The sequence below is a fragment of the Sporolactobacillus spathodeae genome (assembly GCF_016908935.1).
Taxonomy (GTDB): domain Bacteria; phylum Bacillota; class Bacilli; order Bacillales; family Sporolactobacillaceae; genus Sporolactobacillus; species Sporolactobacillus spathodeae.
Genome location: NZ_JAFBEV010000005.1, coordinates 31,163 through 51,453 on the forward strand (window position 1 = coordinate 31,163; position 20,291 = coordinate 51,453).

The 20,291-nt window shown below is 44.5% G+C and carries 23 protein-coding genes; 4 read left to right on the forward strand and 19 right to left on the reverse strand.

Translation table 11 applies throughout. The features are described 5' to 3' along the window. The first annotated feature begins 72 nt into the window (after positions 1–72). Complete coding sequence (gene ispG, locus JOC27_RS03715; RefSeq protein ID WP_338062765.1) at positions 73–1,176, forward strand: flavodoxin-dependent (E)-4-hydroxy-3-methylbut-2-enyl-diphosphate synthase; 1,104 nt, start codon at positions 73–75, stop codon at positions 1,174–1,176. Between the two features lie 145 nt (positions 1,177–1,321). On the opposite strand, the gene JOC27_RS03720 is transcribed toward ispG, so the two are convergent. The 3 genes from JOC27_RS03720 to JOC27_RS03730 form a co-directional block, all read right to left on the reverse strand. Next, positions 1,322–1,900: a nitroreductase family protein gene (locus JOC27_RS03720; RefSeq protein ID WP_205005665.1), complete on the reverse strand. Its 579-nt coding sequence runs from the start codon at positions 1,898–1,900 to the stop codon at positions 1,322–1,324. A gap of 265 nt (positions 1,901–2,165) precedes the next feature. Further along, positions 2,166–2,531 carry a DUF4190 domain-containing protein gene (locus tag JOC27_RS03725; RefSeq protein WP_205005666.1) on the reverse strand — a complete coding sequence of 122 codons (366 nt, stop codon included), beginning with the start codon at positions 2,529–2,531 and terminating at the stop codon, positions 2,166–2,168. A gap of 93 nt (positions 2,532–2,624) precedes the next feature. After that, positions 2,625–3,620 carry an ATP-binding protein gene (locus JOC27_RS03730; RefSeq protein ID WP_205005667.1) on the reverse strand — a complete coding sequence of 332 codons (996 nt, stop codon included), beginning with the start codon at positions 3,618–3,620 and terminating at the stop codon, positions 2,625–2,627. 242 nt (positions 3,621–3,862) lie between these two features. On the opposite strand from JOC27_RS03730, the gene JOC27_RS03735 reads away from it, so the two are divergent. Then, a complete protein-coding gene (locus tag JOC27_RS03735; RefSeq protein ID WP_205005668.1) occupies positions 3,863–4,129 on the forward strand; it encodes a DUF2624 family protein in 267 nt (88 codons plus the stop codon). A 139-nt stretch (positions 4,130–4,268) separates the two neighbouring features. Here the strand turns inward: JOC27_RS03735 and JOC27_RS03740 are convergent, their stop codons facing one another. Then, a complete protein-coding gene (locus JOC27_RS03740) occupies positions 4,269–5,165 on the reverse strand; it encodes a deoxyribonuclease IV (protein ID WP_205005669.1) in 897 nt (298 codons plus the stop codon). A gap of 108 nt (positions 5,166–5,273) precedes the next feature. On the opposite strand from JOC27_RS03740, the gene vrrA reads away from it, so the two are divergent. Next, positions 5,274–5,969 (forward strand): VrrA/YqfQ family protein, encoded by a 696-nt coding sequence (gene vrrA, locus JOC27_RS03745; protein WP_205005670.1) that lies wholly within the window; start codon positions 5,274–5,276, stop codon positions 5,967–5,969. A 107-nt stretch (positions 5,970–6,076) separates the two neighbouring features. After that, a complete protein-coding gene (locus JOC27_RS03750) occupies positions 6,077–7,036 on the forward strand; it encodes a 4-hydroxy-3-methylbut-2-enyl diphosphate reductase (protein WP_205005671.1) in 960 nt (319 codons plus the stop codon). Positions 7,037–7,160: 124 nt separating this feature from the next. Here JOC27_RS03750 and JOC27_RS03755 read toward each other — a convergent pair whose 3' ends face one another. The 15 genes from JOC27_RS03755 to JOC27_RS03825 all read right to left on the reverse strand — a co-directional run bounded on the left by JOC27_RS03755 (position 7,161) and on the right by JOC27_RS03825 (position 20,281). After that, positions 7,161–8,288 (reverse strand): Nif3-like dinuclear metal center hexameric protein, encoded by a 1,128-nt coding sequence (locus JOC27_RS03755; RefSeq protein WP_205005672.1) that lies wholly within the window; start codon positions 8,286–8,288, stop codon positions 7,161–7,163. 6 nt (positions 8,289–8,294) lie between these two features. After that, positions 8,295–9,026: a tRNA (adenine(22)-N(1))-methyltransferase gene (locus tag JOC27_RS03760; protein WP_205005673.1), complete on the reverse strand. Its 732-nt coding sequence runs from the start codon at positions 9,024–9,026 to the stop codon at positions 8,295–8,297. A 495-nt stretch (positions 9,027–9,521) separates the two neighbouring features. Further along, on the reverse strand, positions 9,522–10,628 hold the full coding sequence (gene rpoD / locus JOC27_RS03765) for an RNA polymerase sigma factor RpoD (RefSeq protein WP_205005674.1): 1,107 nt from the start codon (positions 10,626–10,628) through the stop codon (positions 9,522–9,524). Between the two features lie 39 nt (positions 10,629–10,667). Beyond that, positions 10,668–12,476 carry a DNA primase gene (gene dnaG / locus JOC27_RS03770; protein WP_415641016.1) on the reverse strand — a complete coding sequence of 603 codons (1,809 nt, stop codon included), beginning with the start codon at positions 12,474–12,476 and terminating at the stop codon, positions 10,668–10,670. Between the two features lie 26 nt (positions 12,477–12,502). Further along, positions 12,503–12,952 (reverse strand): YaiI/YqxD family protein, encoded by a 450-nt coding sequence (locus JOC27_RS03775; RefSeq protein ID WP_239529628.1) that lies wholly within the window; start codon positions 12,950–12,952, stop codon positions 12,503–12,505. 197 nt (positions 12,953–13,149) lie between these two features. After that, entirely contained in the window at positions 13,150–13,950 is an 801-nt protein-coding gene (locus JOC27_RS03780) for a pyruvate, water dikinase regulatory protein (protein WP_205005677.1), read from the reverse strand. A gap of 39 nt (positions 13,951–13,989) precedes the next feature. Continuing rightward, a complete protein-coding gene (gene ccpN, locus JOC27_RS03785) occupies positions 13,990–14,622 on the reverse strand; it encodes a transcriptional regulator CcpN (protein WP_205005678.1) in 633 nt (210 codons plus the stop codon). Then, the gene (locus tag JOC27_RS03790; RefSeq protein WP_205005679.1) at positions 14,613–14,882 is read right to left on the reverse strand and encodes a hypothetical protein; all 270 of its coding nucleotides are present in this window, start codon (positions 14,880–14,882) and stop codon (positions 14,613–14,615) included. The genes ccpN and JOC27_RS03790 overlap by 10 nt, the downstream gene beginning before the upstream one ends. A gap of 40 nt (positions 14,883–14,922) precedes the next feature. Next, a complete protein-coding gene (gene recO, locus JOC27_RS03795; RefSeq protein WP_205005799.1) occupies positions 14,923–15,678 on the reverse strand; it encodes a DNA repair protein RecO in 756 nt (251 codons plus the stop codon). 30 nt (positions 15,679–15,708) lie between these two features. Next, entirely contained in the window at positions 15,709–15,855 is a 147-nt protein-coding gene (locus JOC27_RS03800) for a YqzL family protein (RefSeq protein ID WP_205005680.1), read from the reverse strand. Positions 15,856–15,948: 93 nt separating this feature from the next. After that, the gene (era, locus tag JOC27_RS03805; protein WP_205005681.1) at positions 15,949–16,854 is read right to left on the reverse strand and encodes a GTPase Era; all 906 of its coding nucleotides are present in this window, start codon (positions 16,852–16,854) and stop codon (positions 15,949–15,951) included. Beyond that, a complete protein-coding gene (locus JOC27_RS03810) occupies positions 16,851–17,249 on the reverse strand; it encodes a cytidine deaminase (RefSeq protein WP_205005682.1) in 399 nt (132 codons plus the stop codon). Before JOC27_RS03810 ends, era begins: the two co-directional genes overlap by 4 nt. A gap of 17 nt (positions 17,250–17,266) precedes the next feature. Continuing rightward, positions 17,267–17,644, reverse strand: coding sequence for a diacylglycerol kinase family protein (locus tag JOC27_RS03815; RefSeq protein WP_205005683.1), 378 nt, complete (start codon positions 17,642–17,644; stop codon positions 17,267–17,269). 4 nt (positions 17,645–17,648) lie between these two features. Next, positions 17,649–18,125 (reverse strand): rRNA maturation RNase YbeY, encoded by a 477-nt coding sequence (gene ybeY / locus JOC27_RS03820; RefSeq protein ID WP_205005684.1) that lies wholly within the window; start codon positions 18,123–18,125, stop codon positions 17,649–17,651. Next, complete coding sequence (locus JOC27_RS03825; RefSeq protein WP_205005685.1) at positions 18,122–20,281, reverse strand: HD family phosphohydrolase; 2,160 nt, start codon at positions 20,279–20,281, stop codon at positions 18,122–18,124. The genes ybeY and JOC27_RS03825 overlap by 4 nt, the downstream gene beginning before the upstream one ends. Positions 20,282–20,291 lie beyond the last annotated feature (10 nt).

Consider the following 20,291-nt stretch of genomic DNA (forward strand, 5'->3'; position numbering starts at 1 on the left):
TCATGGTATACTTGGGATGTTTGAATGTCTTATAGAGCATGCAGATCGATCGGAAAAAGGAGCGAATGGTTCGTGTCTGGAATTACGCACCGTACAAAAACAAGAAAAGTTAGGGTTGGCAATCTGACCATCGGTGGATCCAACCAAGTCATTATACAGAGTATGACAACCACAAAGACCCGTGATGTTGCGGAAACTGTGGCCCAAATCAAACGACTTGAAGAAGCTGGCTGTCAAATGGTTCGCGTCGCTTGTCCAACAATGGAGGACGCTCTGGCGATTCCAGAAATTAAGAAAAGAATTTCGATTCCGCTTGTCGTCGATATCCATTTCAATTATAAATTAGCCCTGAAGGCGATCGAAGGCGGTGCGGATAAAATCCGCATTAATCCCGGCAATATCGGCAAGCGTGAAAATGTTGAGGCAGTGGTTAAAGCCGCAAAAGAGAAACATGTGCCCATTCGAATCGGTGTCAACGCAGGATCATTGGAGAAACATATTCTAGATAAATATGGTTACCCGACCGCGGATGGCATGGTCGAAAGTGCCCTCCACCATATTAAGATTCTTGAGGATTTGGATTTTCACGATATTATCGTTTCTCTGAAAGCGTCAAATATTAATCTTGCTGTTGAAGCTTACGAAAAAGCAGCCGCGGCATTCGATTATCCGCTCCATCTTGGGATCACCGAATCTGGAACCCTGTTTTCAGGGAGTGTTAAAAGTGCTGCTGGATTGGGTATTTTGCTTCATGAGGGGATCGGCAATACGATCCGTATCTCCCTTTCTGCCGATCCAGTTGAAGAGATCAAGGTCTGCCGCGAATTGCTGAAAACATTCGGCCTCGCGAATGCAGCAACCCTGATTTCCTGTCCGACATGTGGCCGGATCCAGATTAACCTGATAAAAATTGCAAATGAAGTGGAACAATACATTTCTAAAATCAATGTTCCGATTAAGGTCTCTGTACTCGGCTGCGCCGTCAATGGACCCGGTGAGGCACGGGAAGCGGATATTGGCATTGCAGGCGGTCGTGGCGAAGGTCTGCTATTCAAACACGGTGAAGTCATTCGAAAAGTTCCTGAAGATCGCATGGTCGAGGAGCTGAAAATCGAGATCGACAAAATCGTTGCTGAGTATAAAGTAAACGAGGAAAAGCAAAAAGTAGAGAACTGAAAGGAAAGATACAAAAAACGGACAAGAGCTTGGCACTTGTCCGTTTTTTGTATCTTTAGATTGTATAAGATTTAAAAGGAATGAAGCAGAAAGACTAAGCTTTCGCCATCGTTCAGAGATTTTGGGCGCCCAAGAGTTTTTCTAATTATTCGTTTACCCAAGTCGTAATCTGATCTACAGTTTTGCGGTCAGGTATGGTTGTTTTTTGATTGGGATCAGGATAGCCGATATAAATAAATCCTAAAATCAGCGACCGGTCCGATTCACCAAATTCACTTTTCATTTCCGCTGTATAGGTTGGTGCGCCAGTTCGCCACATAGCACCGAGTCCGAGGCTATGTGCTGCCAGCAGCATATTTTCCACAGCAGCTGCCGTTGCTGCTATTTCTTCAATTTCGAACGCTTTCGGATTATCCGACGGCTCTACCGTAACAACGATAACAACCGGTGCGCGCTTCGCTTTTGCAATGCCGCTGGCTAACACGTCATTCAGCATTGTTTCGCTGGCGTCTTTTAACTTTTGTTGATTCAGTCTGCCGAGTACGTTGCCGAGTCGATTTCGTCCTTCACCTGTTAGAACAGTAAAACGCCACGGTTCCGTGTTCATATGATTTGGTGCTTTTCGAGCAGCATCGAGAATTTTCTCAATAAGTGCACGATCCGGTTCTTTGTCCAGCACTTTGCGGATTGAACGCCTTGTTTGAATTGCGTCTATGGTTTCCATGAGACATATGCTCCCTTATTTATCTTTTCCATTTGATTGTAACATATGTCACTGATAATTAACGACAGTTATGCTTCGTGCTCTTTTTAAATTCGAACGAGCCAAGTCCTTTTTTTTAAAAATTACGCTTCGGCCGTTCGTTTGCCACGGGCAGGATGGGAACCTTCTCAAGCTAGTTTATCTGGGGATTGCCTCGAATTCCTCGCAGATTTACGCTTTACGCAAAAGGAAAGACGTCTTTTGACAGACGTCTTTCCTTCGCTTGCTACACGAAAAGTGGAGACAATAATTGAATGAGCATGGCAACAAGACCGATGCCTATCGCCCATCCCCCCAGTGTCCGGGCCCCTTGTCTTAGCGCAAGGAAGCCGATAATGATACCGGCAATTCCCAAAACAATTGGGAGAAAAAACAACGCCGCAACAGAGAGAACAAGTGCTAGCCAACCAATTCCTTTACCGTGCGCTCTTTCCCTGTTTTCAGAACGTTGCGGATAGTCATGATCAATGACCCTTCCCCGTGCCTCCCGATTATATTGATCGGCGCTCAATTCCCTTGCGTATTCCTCATTATGAAAAGCTTGTTGCTTGTCATATAATGAGTCATCTTCAAAATGATCCTTGTCAACCACAGCGACCCCTCGCTTTCTTTTTAGGATCGCTTATAGTTTGACTCAAGTGATTGCATTTCAATAATGCACATTATGGAAATTGTCACAAAAGCGTCAGCGCTTCGTCTCAAACGGAAGCGTAAAGCTCACTGTTGTGCCTTGTCCAGGAATGCTGCTCAGACAAAATGAGCCATTGTGATCCGAAATGATTTTTTTACATACAGATAGACCAATTCCTGTCCCTTTTGCTTTCGTTGTGTAAAACAAGTCGCCTAAATGTTTCAGCACTTCTGTGTCAATGCCGCAACCGCTGTCTGTCAGTGAAAAGCGATAGCTACCGTCTTCAACGGTACCGCGAAGAAAGATTTTCTTTTTGTTTCCATTTTGATTTTCGAGTGCTTCTAAGGCATTTCGCAGCAAATTAATAATAACTTGTTTCATTTTATCAATATCTACACGGCACGTATGGGCAGAATAAGCAATATCATAATCAAAGTCAATTGCATTTAGCGCGCATTCCGAACTGAGATAGGCGATCAATTCGTGAGCGAGCCTATCAGGGAGCAGGCTCTTCATCTGCGCTTTCTCATTCGCATAAGATAAAAAATTTTCCAAAATTGCATACATTCGATCAATTTCAGATACAATAGCAGTGTGATATTTATCAAATTCCTGAGTAAGCGTTGACAATTGAACAAAGCCCTTAATCACAGTCAGCGGGTTTCTCAGTTCATGGACAACTTCTGCCGTTATTCGCGACAAAAAACGCGGGTGGTAGCCGACCATATGAACCTTTCCTTTTTTATACAGGCCGTTGAAAAGCATACCTGCCCCCGAGGTATCTAGCCGATCACGCAATACGATCGTACGAACATCACTGCACGCGACAATTTTTTCTAGAAATTCAGCAGCATCATTGACGGATGATCCCAAGAAAAAATTCAAGAAGGACTTTCCATAACGTTTAACCATGACATCCCCATTCCTGTTGCTGTTCAAAATAATGCCCTTGGGTGTCATTGTGAAACGCATCTCCAGTGACAATTTATTCTCGAAAATGTCCTCATTAATTTCGGATAGAAATGTGTCATGATATATTATGGCAATCACTCCTCTTTCATTTTCGCCTGGTAAAATACGTCGAATACGCCAATAATCGTCCAAACTAAGAACAATTTCTATTATACTGTAAAGTTAATGATTGATATAGACAGAACACTTGACTTTCGTTAGACAAATTCCGACTTAAGTTTATTTTCTGTCTATTTCAGAGTGAAAAGTTCTTTTTTAACAATCCCCTCATACAATAATTCTCGTATGGATTTTGATCGAAAACGGAGTGTGAAGCAATCTTGAATCCCTTTATTCAGCAGATTGTCAATCAGCGAGTGAATCAAGTGACTGCCGCCGAACTCTATGAACAGGCCAAACAATTAAATCTTCCCTTGCAACTTGAGCAAGCGGAACGGCTTGCCGAACAGGTGCATGGAAAAAATATTGACCTGTTTCATCCCGAAGGGCAAAACGAGATGATCGCGATACTCAGCAGTGAAGTAGGCGCAGAAACAGCCCATGCTTTATTTCAGCGCTTCAAAGATATTATTGATAAGTTTCAGTAATTGATGTGCATGTTTCGTTTATTGATAGAGGATGATCGATTTTTTCATGCCCGCTTTTCCAAAAGGTTCATCCGCATCAGAATGAAACATAATTAAAACCGGCATAGAAGCCATTTGCGACCTCTTTGCCGGTTTTTTTTTATGATTGATGCATGATGTCTTCGAGCAGATTGGGGTTGTCTGTCTGCTCGCGGAACATGGCAATCTCAAATTTATAGGGTGGCTTCTTATTTTTCTTGTCCTCACCGACATATGGCGTTTCAAGAATTTTTGGCACGGTTTCAAACGACGGATAATGAACGATAGCATTTAAAGCGTCAAAGCCAATTGTCCCGCAACCAATATTGGCATGGCGATCCTTTCGCGCTCCTTGAGCGTTTTTGCTGTCGTTAATGTGTAGGACTTTCAGTCGATCAAGACCAATGATATGGTCAAAGTTATCCATAACACCATCAAAGTCATGAACAATATCGTAACCAGCATCATTTGTATGACACGTATCGAAGCAAATAGAGAGCTTATCGTTTCTTTTAACACCATCAATAATGGCAGCTAATTGTTCGAATTGATAGCCACATTCGCTCCCTTTTCCCGCCATTGTCTCAAGAGCGATTTGTACCGTGTCTGATTCATCAAGCACTTCATTGAGACCCTCGATGATCTTCGCCAATCCCTGATCCATCCCTGCGCCGACATGACTTCCAGGGTGCAAGACAATTTGCCTAGCGCCGATCGCCTGCGCGCGATCCATTTCCTTGCGTAGAAAATCAACGGCAAGCGCGAACGTTTCAGGTTTCACTGTATTCGCCAGGTTGATGATATAGGGTGCGTGAACCACGACTTCCTCAATTTGATGAGCATCCATATAGGCCTTTCCGGCATCAATATTCAATTTATCGATGGGTTTGCGAACGGTATTCTGCGGCGCGCCCGTATAAATCATCATCACTGAAGATTCGTAGGATACTGCTTCTTCTGCTGCGCCAAGCAGCATTTTCGCGCCTGACATATGGACATGCGATCCGATTTTCAGCATTTCGTTCTCTCCTTCGCTGCTGTTCTTTCTAAACTATGCGTTTGTCACAGTTTCTCTATTTTATCATAAACTAAGTAGCAGCGAATAACACGAAAGAAGGGACTCCTCATGCAGCACAATTGGCACGAAACACCGCAGCCCCGTCCCTATTATCAGCCGAGAACGCCTTCTGCCTATTCCAGACAACGGAGGCCAGGCTACCCTCCGTTATTTCCGAGCGCGCTGCCGCCAACGCCTCCTGCTCGATTACCTGTTATGCAGACAAATGAGACGCGCGGAGGAATGGGTTCCGTTCTTTCTTCTCTGGTTGGGCAAGCAGGAGCTTCTGGCGGCGGCATAGCCTCATCAGGACTGAATTTTACGAGTATGTTGGTAAATGCCCAAAAAGCGATTCAAACCGCGCAAACGGTGTTACCGATGATTCAGCAATTCGGCCCGCTTGTTAAAAATGCGCCATCACTGCTAAATAGCCTGAAGGGTTTCCAAGAAACAGCGGAAACGAAAAAGAAAGATGATGAAACGAATTTGAAAGGCGAGGAATTGAACGAGGAAAAGAAACAAGACATGGATAATGGCGATAATTCCGCTGTAGCTCAAACGGAAATTCCTGATAAGTCATCAAGAACAGTCACCAGTGGTACGCATCGTTCAGACAGTGACGAACACAAGCAAAAATTGGTTGTTTCAGAGCCGAAGGCTGAAGAAAAAGACGTACCTGCAAATCAAAAGAAAAAATTGAGCGTTCACCATGACGCTGAAGCAGCACCAGTGACCCGGCCTTCCATGCCTCGTTTATATATTTGATACAAATAAACCTGAATTGTTTTATATGCCCCTCTCCTATATAATTAACAATGATTTATGCTTAATTACAGAGAAAACCATCAAACAGGGATAGAGGTGTGCCACTTATGGAAGTTTTCAAAGTCTCTCCACGCGGTTATTGTTATGGTGTGGTTGACGCACTTGTCATAGCCAGAAAAGCGGCAATGAATCCTGATTTGCCACGTCCGATATATATTCTTGGCATGATTGTCCACAATCTTCATGTCACGGAAGCTTTCAAGGAAGATGGCATCATCACATTAGATGCCAAAGGCAAGACGCGAATTGATTTGCTCAAAGAAATTGATCATGGAACGGTTATTTTCACCGCGCACGGTGTTTCCCCTGAGGTTTGGCGAATCGCCAAGAAAAAAGGGCTTACAGCCATTGATGCAACCTGCCCGGATGTAACCAAAACGCATCAGTTGATTGAAGAGAAAGCCAGTCAAGGCTATCATGTTATCTACATTGGAAAAAAAGGACACCCCGAACCAGAAGGCGCAATTGGTGTTTCACCCGACAATGTGCATTTGGTTGAGACTGAGGCAGACGTCGACCTTCTGCAACTTAATGCCGAAAAAATTATTGTAACCAATCAGACTACAATGAGCCAATGGGATGTCCAAGATGTGATGACCCATATCAAGCAAAAATATCCGAAAGCAGAGTTCTGCAATGAAATCTGTCTGGCTACCCAGACACGTCAAGAAGCCGTTGCGGAGCAGGCTAAAGAAGCCGACCTGCTGATCGTTGTTGGCGACCCGCGCAGCAACAATTCGAATCGACTCGCACAAGTATCCGAAGAAATCGCACACACACCGGCACATCGGATTGCCGATCTTTCTGAATTGCAGCTTAGCTGGCTTGAGCATGTAAAGAGGGTCGCCGTCACTGCCGGTGCTTCCACACCAACTCAGCTCACAAAAGAAGTCATCCTGTTTCTCGATCAATATGATCCAAATGATCCAGAGACTTGGTCCACTGAAAGCAAAGTAGCGAAAAATAAGAATATCCTTCCGAAGGTAAAAATGACGTATAATCGCTAAAGAATACGAAAAGGGATGCCTCAACGCCGATTGGATTCGGCTCAGAGACATCCCTTTTTTGTATCGACCCTTTCCATCTCGTGGCCTTCTAATACTCCATCAGGTTTGCTCTCCTACCTAGCGCTTACACGATGAAATGAAAAGGATTTGTCGGTGCTTCGGATTGTATGACTTCTGTACGACAGCCTTCCTCTGCGATTACAGATTGTAAAAAATGTTGAACACCGGTTTTCATCACCGATTCAATGTGATGACCGGCATCTATCAACTTCAAGCCGCAAAGCAAGGCGTCGTGCGCCGTATGGTAATAAATATCTCCTGTTATCAATACATCCGCGCCGTGAAAGCGGGCAAACGGTATCAAACTATTACCATCGCCTCCAGAGACTGCGACCGTCTGCACTTTTCCATTCATATCACCCGTCGCCCGTAATCCGTCGATACCAAGGCGATCTTTAACCATTCGGCAATAATCGCTGAATGCGATTGGTTCTGGCAGCCGGCCGATACGGCCGAGTCCGTACGCCTTTCCTTCATTCTGCAACGGATAAACATCATACGCTGGTTCCTCATAAGGGTGCACCTTGAGCATTTTACGAATGACGGATTTCAGCAAATGCTCGGGTACAATTGTTTCAATCTTGATTTCCGCCGTTTTCTCAAGACGTCCTTCTGCACCAATAAAAGGATGCGCACCCTGTTGCGGCTGAAAGGCCCCTTCCCCATCGCTGGAAAAACTGCATTGTTTATAGCGACCAATTGTGCCCGCTCCAGCAGCACCAAGCACGCCTCGAACACTATCCGCATGGTTTTCAGGCACAAATACCGCTAATTTATAGAGTGGTTCGCGATACGTCTCCTTCAGGATTGTTACGTCTTCCAACTCGAGCTTTGCTGCTAACATATCATTGACACCGCCATCGGCAATATCTAGATTGGTATGCGCCGCGTAAACTGAAATCCCATTTTTAATACATTTCGTCACAATTTTTCCTTGCCCTTCATCTGCACGTACCTGCGCAAGCGGGTGGAATATAACCGGATGATGGGCCACGATCAAATCTACTTTTTTTGAGATGGCCTCGTCAGCGACATTCTCAAGCACATCTAGAGTGACCATCACCCGCTTCACGGGCTGACTCAAACTGCCAATCAGCAGGCCAATTTTATCTTTGGGGAACGCTAATTTCTTTGGCGCAAATTCTTCTTCAAAACGGTTAATCAGCTGCTGACCGGTTATCCAATCTTTCACAACTGTTCACTCCCTTGTTTCTACTTGTTCGCTGAATCCAAGTGATGACTCAATCAGGCGGATTTGATGGAGACAATCCCGGCTTCGTTCACGAATCATCTCTGAATCCGCAGTTTGTTGGAGTGCTGCCAGTATTTCATTTAATTTTTTCTTACGCCTCAACCACTTTTTTCGAAAGGTCGCACTCTTTTGCTTCCGCAGTACTGGCCCCATTAACAAGTCGGATTCATCACAATCTTGCGCACGTGCGTCGCCTATCTTAATCGCCCGGATGATTTCATAAAAATGGGGAGCCTCTTCAACGATCGCTTCATCATCGATTTCCCAGCCATTCGTAAGAAGCCATGATCGGACATGAGATTCGCGAATATTCGGCTGAAGGATCAATATTGTCCCGTGTGCGAGTTTGCTTCGTCCACGCGTCAAAATATCCGTAATCAATTCACCGCCCATTCCGGCGAGTACTATCGCGTTTGCCTCCCCAGGCTGAAGGACATCCAGTCCATTACCGAGACGGACATCGACTTGTGCTTCAAGGCCATACGCGCGTACATTTTCAATCGATTGTGTATAAGGGCCTTCCCGCACCTCACCAGCAATCGCAGATGGAACGAGCTTATCGCTGACCGCACGACAAGGCAGATGGGCGTGATCGGATCCGATATCTGCTAAACGTGCCCCCTTCGGAATAAAAGAAAGTACGGTTTGTAATCTCTTGGTTAAGTGAATCGTTTGCATTTTTTTGACCCTCAAAAGATTAATTTTTATTTAATCATAACAAATTAAAGGCCAGACTTAAATGTCTGACACATTCGATTCCGTTGAAAGCCGAATGTGTCCTTTGTTGATATCGCTTACAAATTTCAGTACAATAGAACTGTTGGGACGTAGTGAATAAGGGCTTCCCCAAAAAAGTGAATTTGCAAATCGATTGAAAAGTCAGTAAAATATAAATATGCACCGGATAAACCGGCCTGTTGAAAGAATTGACAATGCCAGTTTTGGTTGATGATCTCGCGCGGACGCGTCTTAAGATAAATTTTTGGAAAGCCAATTGAGTTGTAGCAAATACGTGGTCACTCACTTGGCTGAAAAGCCGCGTGTCACTTCAGACAAGTCGGAATTCGCGGGACTTCACTTGTTTTGCTTTCCCGTAGGCGCCAGATTTTACGCACAAAGTCAACTATTTTCTTGTAAAAAAAAACCCGCCCAGTCATGAGCGAGTCCTGTCGATTAATCTAAGAAATCTTTCAGCTGTTTGCTTCTGCTCGGATGACGTAATTTACGAAGCGCCTTTGCTTCAATCTGCCGAATACGCTCGCGTGTCACACCGAAAACCTTGCCTACTTCTTCCAAAGTTCTTGTTCTGCCGTCGTCCAGTCCGAAACGCAGGCGCAATACGTTTTCTTCCCTATCCGTCAAAGTATCCAGAACATCTTCAAGCTGTTCTTTCAACAATTCATATGCAGCGGCATCGGAAGGTGCTTTGGCATCCTGATCTTCGATAAAATCGCCTAAATGCGAATCGTCCTCTTCGCCAATCGGCGTTTCTAGGGATACAGGTTCCTGAGCGATTTTCAGAATCTCGCGCACTTTTTCAGGGGAAAGCTCCATTTCTTTGCCGATTTCTTCTGGTGTTGGTTCACGCCCTAAATCCTGCAGCTGCTGACGCTGCACACGAATGAGTTTATTGATCGTCTCAACCATGTGCACCGGTATACGTATGGTTCGTGCTTGATCGGCGATTGCTCGAGTAATTGCCTGACGAATCCACCATGTCGCATAGGTACTGAATTTAAAGCCTTTTGTATAATCGAATTTCTCGACAGCTTTTATCAAGCCCATATTGCCTTCCTGGATTAGATCAAGAAAGAGCATGCCACGACCTACATAGCGTTTGGCAATGCTGACAACGAGTCGAAGATTCGCTTCAGCCAGTCGTCTTTTTGCTTCTTCGTCACCATTATTAATGCGCTTGGCCAGATTGATTTCTTCATCTGCGGAAAGCAAATCCACACGGCCGATTTCTTTTAAATACATTCGAACCGGATCGTTAATTTTAACACCCGGCGGAACGCTCAAATCATTCAAATCGAATTCTTCTTCTTTGACTTTATCGCCGGAATCCGGACCTTCCGATTCGTCCGTTACGTCAATGCCTTGGTCAGCCAGCATTTCGTAGAACTCATCCATCTGTTCGGGTTCCTGATCAAATGGTGCCAGATGCGCCGAAATTTCCTGATAGGTCAGAGAACCCCGTTTTTTGCCGATTTCCAAAAGTTGTTCTTTTTCCTGATCTACAGTCAATTCTGGCTCTGTCTTACTTGCTTTGCCAGCCATCTGACCTCCTCCTTCCGAATAAACACGTTCTTCATTGCCTTATTTACCTAATGCTTTCTTCATCTCGATAATTTCGGATAAGAGCATGGCCGAGAGTTCAAAACGGCCGCTTTCTTCGGCCTGCTTTCTTTCTCTTTCCTTTTCCTCAATCATCAAAACCTCTGAATGCTTTAATACTTGAGAAACGCAGTCCCCAATTTCCTGTTCATCAATTTGAGGACTCACCGGCATCAGACTGATCTGTGCCGCGATTCTCTGAAGAGAAATATCTTCTAATCCTTGAATAAACAGACCCTCATCCGGCTCATGACCTTCTTCGTAAAACGCATAAAGGAACGCTGCCAAAGCCTGATGCACATCTACTGAGAAATTGCCACCAATTGCTTCCTGAACGCGGGCCGTGACCTCTCTGCTTCGCATCATTTGTGCGAGCAACATTCGCTCTGCCATTTCAAATGCAGGAGGTAACTGTTTTTTCTGTGCGATCTGCACCGCTTCCCGCTGCTGCTTACGCTCACTTTTGCGTTGCAGCTGTTTCTGCAATTGTTTCGCCTGTACTTTAAGCGCATCAAGTGAGATCGAAAATTCATCCGCCAGAAGCCGTAAATAATGGTCGCGCGCAACGGCCTGCTTGAGCATGCTCACTTCTCTCAATACATCTTCGATATAGAGCAGCCGATCTCCTTCATCACTTAAATTTCTCTTTCTGCGAAAATAATCCATCTTGAACGACATTAAGGTTTGGCTGGCCCCTATTACATCACTTTTAAACTGTTCACCGCCAAATTTAATCATGTAGTCATCGGGGTCTAATCCCTCAGGCATCCTGGCAATCCGTATAAGATTGCTGCCGCCCGAGAGCATGCCTGCCGCTCGAAAAGCCGCTTCAATGCCGGCGCTATCAGAATCATAGCAAACAACAATGGTTTCCGCCGATCGTTTTAGTATCGAAGCCTGTTTCTCTGTCAAGGATGTGCCCATTGAAGCAACACTCCATGTGATCCCGAATTGGTGGGCACGAATGACGTCCACATAACCTTCAAGTAAAACAACCTGATTTCTCTTACGGATTTCCGGACGGGCAAGATGATAGCCGTAAAGAATATCGCCTTTATGGAAAATCGGTGATTCCGGCGTATTCAGATACTTTGGTTTTTCATCACCTAAAGTTCTTCCTGCAAAAGCAATGGCCTTACCACGTAGATTAAAAATAGGAAATATAATTCGGTTCCGGTATTTGTCAAAATATTTTTGATCGAAACCGCGAGATGCAACCAATCCCAACTTCGCCATTTGACTCAGATCAACGTGACGCCTTTGCAAAAGCGAAGAAGCAGCATTCCAGCTATTTACGGCATATCCGATTTGAAACCGTTCAATGATTTCCTGGCTGAATGCGCGTTTCTCCAAATAGGCCATGCCAACTGAGCCATACTTTGCAGTGGTCAATAAATAATGGTAAAATTTCGTTAACAGTTCAAAAGCCGCTAGATGTTTCTTGTTCTGATCGGACGGGGCAGAGCGACCTGACGCAGTAGATGAAAAATGACCCAAATCAATTTTGGCTCGATCCGCAAGCCGATCAGCCGCTTCGGCAAAAGACATGCCCTCGATCTCCATAAGAAATGTGAAAATATTTCCGCCTGCTCCACAACCAAAACAGTGATAAAGCTGTTTTTCAGGATTGACAGAAAAGGATGGCGACTTTTCACTGTGAAACGGGCACAGTCCGACAAATTCCTTTCCCTGCTTACTCAATTGGACATAATCACCAATAACATCGACAATATCCAGTGATTTTCGAATTTCTTCAATTTTTTGCTGCTGCACCTGCAAAATGTCATGCACCACCAACATTACTTCTTATTTATATCCTAATGATCCAAATGGCATAACAATTTTGTCAATGCTGCAGAAAATTTTTTCCGTTCCTCATCTGTGAATGGTTTCGGCCCCTTTAATTTTTTTCCTGCTGCCAAGGATTTGTAGGACAAATAGCGCCGATGCAGAATTTCTGATATGTCACGTTCATAAATGATGCTGCCTCGATTGGTTAGAACAAAGACGCCTCGTCCGGTAAGCAAACCGGCAAGACCCATATCTTGTGTAATCACGAAATCCCCGGGAATGGCATGATTCACAATATAAAGATCGGCTTCCTCCTTTTTTTGATCAACAAAAACCCAATCTGCCTCGCGATCGGCTGAGTAGCTCGCATAGGAAGCGACAAATACAAGCCGAAATTCAGATCTGCCCGCGATCTCCATGATTTCTTCCTTTACAGGACATGCATCCGCATCGACATATATCGTGTTTTTTTTCATCAATATATAGGATTCTCTATCTAGGCCAAAAATCCTTCTGTAGAATTAATTTTTCTTATGAAAAATTACACACGAGCCGAAGCCATCAATGAAACTTTTACAAAATATTATTATAGACTAATAGGTTTCGTGCATGCAAATACTTTTCATCAAAATTCTCTTCATTTTCAACACATTTCGACATTTATCTACATCAATCATGTGTTAAGCAGTTTAATGATTTCATTCGCTGTTTCCTCAACCGCTTTAAACGAGACATCGATAACACGGCAACCGACGCGATCAACCAACTGATTAAAATACGATAATTCACCATCAACGCGCTTTAGATTTGCGTAATTGGCTCCACCACTCAATCCCAATTGTGCCAATCGCTCCCCTCGTATCGAGACCAATCGATCCGTGTCGATTTTCAGACCAATAATCTTCTTTGGATTGATGCGAAAGAGTTCTTCAGGCGGATCCACTTCGGGAACGACAGGTACATTGGCTACCTTGTATTTTTTCACCGCCAGGAACTGAGATAAAGGCGTTTTCGAAGTCCGGGAAACCCCAAGTAGCACAATATCCGCCCACATTATGCCGCGTGGATCCTTGCAGTCATCATAGCGAACGGCAAACTCAATGGCTTCCATTTTTTTGAAGTAATCTTTATCGAGCAAATGTGTTAAGCCGGGTTTTCCCATTGGCTTTTTGGCAAAAAATTGACTCAGACCGTCAACCATTTTACTCATTAAATCAATATGAGGGATACCAACAGCAATGGCCTTTTTCTTGAAATAATTACTTAATTCAGGCATAACGAGTGTAAAAACAACAAACGCTTTATTTTTTACAGCCAAATTGATAATTTCATCCACTTTTTCCTGCTCCCGAACAAACGAAAACTGTTCCACTTCCGTATCCGTCTCGCCAAACTGACTGGCAGCAGCCCACACCACTGATTCTGCCGTTTCACCAAGTGAATCCGACACAATATAAATCAAATGATTGTCCATAAAAGTGTCTCCCATCTGTTCTTTTCTTTTAGCCCTATTTTAAGATTCATCGGGTATCCCTTCAACAAGTTCAACAAAAGCTTTCGTGATATTCGTTTTCGTCATTCGTCCGACAACCTCAAGTCCATCCGCTGCATCCCGCACAACAGGCATCGAATCGATTTCTCGCGCCATTAGCATTTCTGCGACCTCGATGACCATATCATCACTCCGGCAATAAGTTATCGGCATACGCGACATGATCATGCCAACCGGCACTTGATTCATATCCTGGGTTCCAATCGCGGTTCGTAGCAAATCTTTACGCGAAACAACACCAACTAAATGATTTTTTTCATCGATAACAAATAGCGAACCGACATCTTCCAAGAACATATCACAAACAGCCTCATAGGCGGATGCGGATTCTTTAATAACCGCAGGAAACGATAAGTAATCGCGAACCTTCATTTTTTGTATCTGTTCTGCGAATAAGGAATCGAGCGTCTGCCCCGTGTAAAAATAACCCACTCGAGGCCGTGCGTCCAAAAAACCGGCCATCGTTAAAATTGCCAAGTCCGGCCGGAGCGTCGCCCGAGTGACATTCAATTTCTCAGCAATCTGCTCGCCAGTAATCGGTGCCGCTGCTTTGACAATTTCAATTATTTTTTCCTGTCTTGCATTCAGCTCCATTCCATTCCCCTCTTTCTATCAGGATGTCTTGAGAAAAACTTGGCATAGCCTAGTCCTATTTCAACAATTGCGCTTCGGTTGCTCGCTTTTCCCGCAAGGCGCCAGCGACCTCGCTGCATTTTTGTGCGAAAAACTTTCTTTCTTATCTCTGTAGAAAACAGGCTGCGCCTGATCCTTATTTGCAACAAATCTGCTTTGGCTGTCCACTTGCCGCATGGGCTAAGGCACATTTGTACAGAATATTTAATTGGTTTATTCATCTTAAACTTCTGCTTCAGCCATTTAAAGTCTACATGCCACCTATTTTTTGTCTGGCGTGCGAAAATGATCCATCTGTTCGATAAATCGTCTCGCACGCAATTTAATACCCGCATTCTGTTCATAACAAGCATTAATAATTTGTTCAATCGCGTGTATCGTCTCTTTTTTCAAATCGACATTGCCGATTCGATCCAGCGGTATTTGTTTGAAAAGAAGAAGCAGCCGTGCGATTGTCTGGCTAATAGGCAACGCATGTGGATCTTTCGCTGCACAGGATGCGCAGAGAAGCCCGCCTCCAGATACGGAAAAAGAAAACGGTGCTGATCGGCCACCGCAGTGAATACACCTGTCTAAACGTGGATCAATACCTGCCATCGGTAACATTTTGACCGAAAAAAGTGCTGCCAGGAAAGCAGGATCAATACCTCTTTCCATATCGAGCAGACAACCGCGAAGTAATTGATAGATTTGGCTTGATGGTTGTCCGTCAGCGCAAAGGCGTTCCGTCAATTCAACAATTAGCGCCGCATAGCCCATCTTATCGATATCGGTACGAATCGAAGTGAACGCGTTTAATGATTCCGCTTGGTAGAACGTACCGAGGCCTCTACCCTTATTAAAAAGGCAGAGGCCGTAAAAAAGCACATGACTGACCGATGCCAATGGGTTTCTTGGCTTTTTCGCACCTCTTGCCATCAGTCCGATCTTACCATATTCAGCTGTGTAAAGTGTGATTATTTTATTGGATTCTCCGTAGTCCGTGGCGCGAAGAATGATTCCTTCCGCTTTACGCATCAAAGGCTGTCCATTCCCCTCAAAAACGTCTTAGCTTGTCTGCTCGCGAATCGATGGTTCCTCTTGTTCCAATTCTTTTGGCAGTTGTTTGTCTTGATCCATTTCAATCTCTTTCATCAGAAGATAAGAATCGATGTTCCCTGTCATGCAAAAAACTTTCCAAGTAAAGTCTAACATATGTTCTCATCCTTCCCATTTTTTCTCCTCGTCTATAGCTTGAACGAAAAGGGAAGAAAAATAAGAAGAAATGATTGCTAATTGTCGCTGGATTTACTCCTCACGGTCGATATAGCCGAAATTCTTTAGTTCCTCTTCTTTATCACGCCAGTTCTGATCGACCTTGACCCAAAGTTCTAGGAAAACTTTTGATCCGATCAGCGCTTCGATTTCCTTACGGGCAAGTGTGCCAACTTTCTTTAACATCTGCCCGCCTTTTCCTATAATGATTCCCTTTTGCGACGGGCGCTCAACCATGATTGTGGCTTGAATATCACAAAGATGCCCATGCTCGTTTTGTTTCATCTTGTCAATGACAACAGCGATCGAATGCGGCACCTCATCTCGCGTCAGCTGCAGGATTTTCTCCCGAATCAACTCAGATACGATAAACCGTTCGGGATGATCGGTCACCTGATCTTCTGGATAATATTTCGGTCCTTCAGGCAGATAAATATGGATTTGTTGCATCAGCCGCGACACGTTCTGACCCTGTAATGCAGACAGCGGAATGATTTCCTTAAATGGATAAAGCGACCGATACTTGTCAATCAGAGGCAGCAAGTCATCCGGATGAACTTTATCGATTTTGTTAACAAGAAGGAAAACCGGTGAATCCACTTTTGCCAAAAAATCAATAATATACTGATCCCCTTTGCCATAGCCTTGCTCCGCGTCGATTAAAAAAAGCACAAGATCGACTTCATTAAGCGTGGCCAGAGCCATAGCCGTCATCACTTCACCTAGCCGATGTTTCGGTTTGTGGATGCCAGGTGTATCGATAAACACAACCTGTTCCTGATCTGTTGTATAGATGCCGTGAATTTTATTGCGCGTTGTCTGGGCCTTATCGCTCATGATCGCAATCTTTTGGCCGAGTACCCGGTTGAGTAATGTTGATTTGCCAACGTTCGGCCGTCCAATTAATGCTGCAAATCCTGATTTGAATGGTTCACTCATTGTTTCATATCCTCCGAAAGAAATGCACCAGGTAGCAATTCGGCAACTGTCGTATGCTGAATCGCTCCATCCGTGTTGGCAAGAATAACCGGCATATTTGGCGAACACAATTCGCTCATCACTTGCCGGCAAGCACCACAAGGCGCGCAAGGACGCGGGCTGTCGGCAATAACGGCGAGAGCTGCGTATTCCTTTTCTCCTTCTGAGAACGCTTTGAAGAGCGCCGTTCGTTCCGCACAATTTCCAAGAGAATACGCTGCGTTCTCAATATTGCAGCCGCTAATAATCTGTCCAGACTTTGTCAAAAGAGCCGCACCAACCTGAAAATGTGAATAAGGGACATAAGCCCGCTCCATCGCCCGTCGCGCTGCTTCAATTAATTTCTGCTCGTCCATTTTCTCCCTCTTATTCCTTAAAGTATTGTGTCTGTGAGTATAATAATATAGACAACCACTGCAATCACGGAAAACCACCAGACAGCAGCTGCTGCCGCATCTTTAGCCGCTTTCGCCATCGGATGGCGTTCCTGTGTCACAAGATCGACCACACGTTCCACAGACGTATTTACCAGTTCAAGACTAATCACGCCGCCAATCAAAATCAGTTCAATCATTAGGTTCTGACGCGACACGCGCAAAAAAATTGATAAAATAAGTACAAACAAACCAGCGAAGAGCTGTATGTGAATATTTCGTTCCTGGCAAAAAGCGAGCCAAAAGCCAGCAAGCGCATCTTGAAAACTCCGTGCCAAACTTTTGTGACGGCGTTGCTCGATTTTATGGCGACCCATCAGCTCAAGACCTGCTTAGACCGTACGAGGATAGTATCTCTTCCTGCAGGCCAAACATTTTCTTTTCGTCTTCTTCGTTCATATGGTCGTAGCCGAGCAGGTGTAATAAACCATGGATAACGAGAAAGCCTAATTCCCGCTCAAAGGAATGTCCGTAGCTTTCCGCTTGCTCCTTTGTTTTTTCAATCGAGACGATGATATCACCGAGTACGCGAGGTTCGTCATCTTCTGGTACAATCGCAACCTCGTCTTCGCCCATTTCTTCCAGTGCAAATGAGATAACATCAGTCGGTCGATCAATATGTCGATAGTCACGATTGATCTCGTGAATCCTGGCATTCGTGACGAAGGTCAGCGATAATTCAATTTCGCCAGCCAAGCCTAGAAATGCGGCGGCATGATCAATCAGCTGAATCACATCTTGTTGCTGTGCCTCTGTGACTTGGTTTGTTTCATCATTCATATCAATGGTCATTGTCATTTTTCATTCACCTTATTCATCTTCATTTTTATTTCATTTGGGTATTCGATCCGTGAGTGGTAGACCCCACGCAGTGTTTCGTCAATCGACTTAACAACTAATTTCAACTCTTTAAGCGTGATGTCGCATTCATCAAATTGCCCGTCGCTCAGTCGGTCACTGAATATGCTGTGAATTAAATTCTGTACCTTACCGGGTGTCGGCTTTTTCATCGACCGTACTGCAGCTTCGACACTGTCTGCCAATTCGACAACGGCTGCTTCCCGCGTCTGCACCTTGGGGCCGGGATAACGAAATTCACTCTCCGGAACCGATTGCGTTGCCATTTCGCAGGCCTTTGCGTAAAAATAACGAATTAAGGTTGTCCCATGATGCTGTTCGGCAATAGCGACAATCTCTTTTGGCATGCCCGCAGCTCTTAAAAGATCCGCACCATCATAAGGGTGAGCCGCAATAATTGTCCGGCTGAGCTGCGGCGAAATTTTCTCATGCGGATTCACACCATCCAATTGATTTTCAACAAAAAATTTTGGCCGTTTTGTCTTGCCAATATCGTGATAATAGGCGGCAACACGTGCCAAAAGGCCATTTGCACCAATCACTTCACAAGCCCTTTCGGCAAGATTAGCCACCATTACACTGTGATGGTAGGTGCCGGGTGCTTCCAATAAAATTTTACGCAGAAGCGGCTGATTCGGGTTGGAAAGCTCAATGAGACGAATCGGCGTCAGAATGCTGAAGCCAGTCTCAAATAACGGCAGCACACCATTGGCAAGAATGACCGCCAAAAATCCCGAAAGCGCTGAAAAGCCAAGATTCATACCGAACGATGTTGCTGTAAATGGTGTATTTTGAAACATAAGTAACGCCAAAACACAGGTTGCGTTAACAAGAGCGACAATACTGCCCGTCTGGAAAATTTTGGGCCGATAGCTATTACCCCTGAATACAATTGCCCCGGATAATGCAGAAAAGAGCAAGTAGATTGCCATCGGCGCATCAAAGATGGCCACCTTTGTGCTGATGCCGAAAATAACGCTACCAATCAAAGACAGAAGAACGGCGGAAACAATAGCTGCCTGCTCACTTAATAGCGAACGCAGAAGCAATGGCGCGACAGCGATAGGAACGATATAGCTCAAGCCAGTAATCTCGGTAAGCCTGAGATAGCTACAGATTTTAATAAGCGCTGCCGCACAGAGAAAAATGATTGTAAAAATATAGAGATATTTAATCGAGTGATTTTTTCTATCTTTATTGAAACGATAGTATTCATACCAGAAAACCGTAGTTATAAAAGCAGTGAACAGGAACAAACCGATAAACGGGATGATATTGAAATGATTGTCCAGCAAACCGACAAGTTTCAGTTGGCGAATCATGTCATTTGTTACAAGTTCACCTTTATGAACAATGACTTCGCCTTGATGAATGACAATATTGTCGACACTACTGGCCGCCTCTTGTTTATTTCGTTTTGTTGCAGTCGCATCAAACGTATAGTTCGCAGTTATATAATCCCGTAAGACTTCGGTCAGCGCGGTCCGCATCTGGTCATTGAGCACAGACGATGGAAGATTGGCTGCAGCTTTACTTTGTGCTTTTTCAAGATCATTCCAGCCGACTTTCGCATTCATGGCCTCATAAATACTTGTGCTCGTTATGTCTTCAGCGACCTGCAAATCATGATCCGAAGCTATTACAAGTGTACGCAACGTCCGATCAGACAGCCCCTGATCCTGTGACGTGTCCGTACCGTCAGCTATTTTTTGGATTGCGGCACTAACATTGGTAGGCGAGGTATCCACGTTTATATTCATGTCTTTCTTTACGGATGCTATTGTATCGAATAAATCGCCAACTTTCTCAACCTGCATCAAGCCCTTATTCTTATCATAAGTATAAGCAGACGGTGTCGAGACGATCGCTTCCTGCTTTTTTGCTTCTGTCGCCTGTGTATCAATCGCGTCGATTGGCGATTGAATGTCCGCCGTCGCAATTTCATGCAGATGCACATCAGGATTCTTGGGAAGGACACTGCCGAGCATTAGTGAATAAAGGACAAGGCCGGTAACGACAAAAGCCCCCCAGCCGGCGATATAATTCATGACAAGATTCTTCAGTTTTTTGTCGTTATCTGCAATTAAGTCCTTCATTTGACTGCCT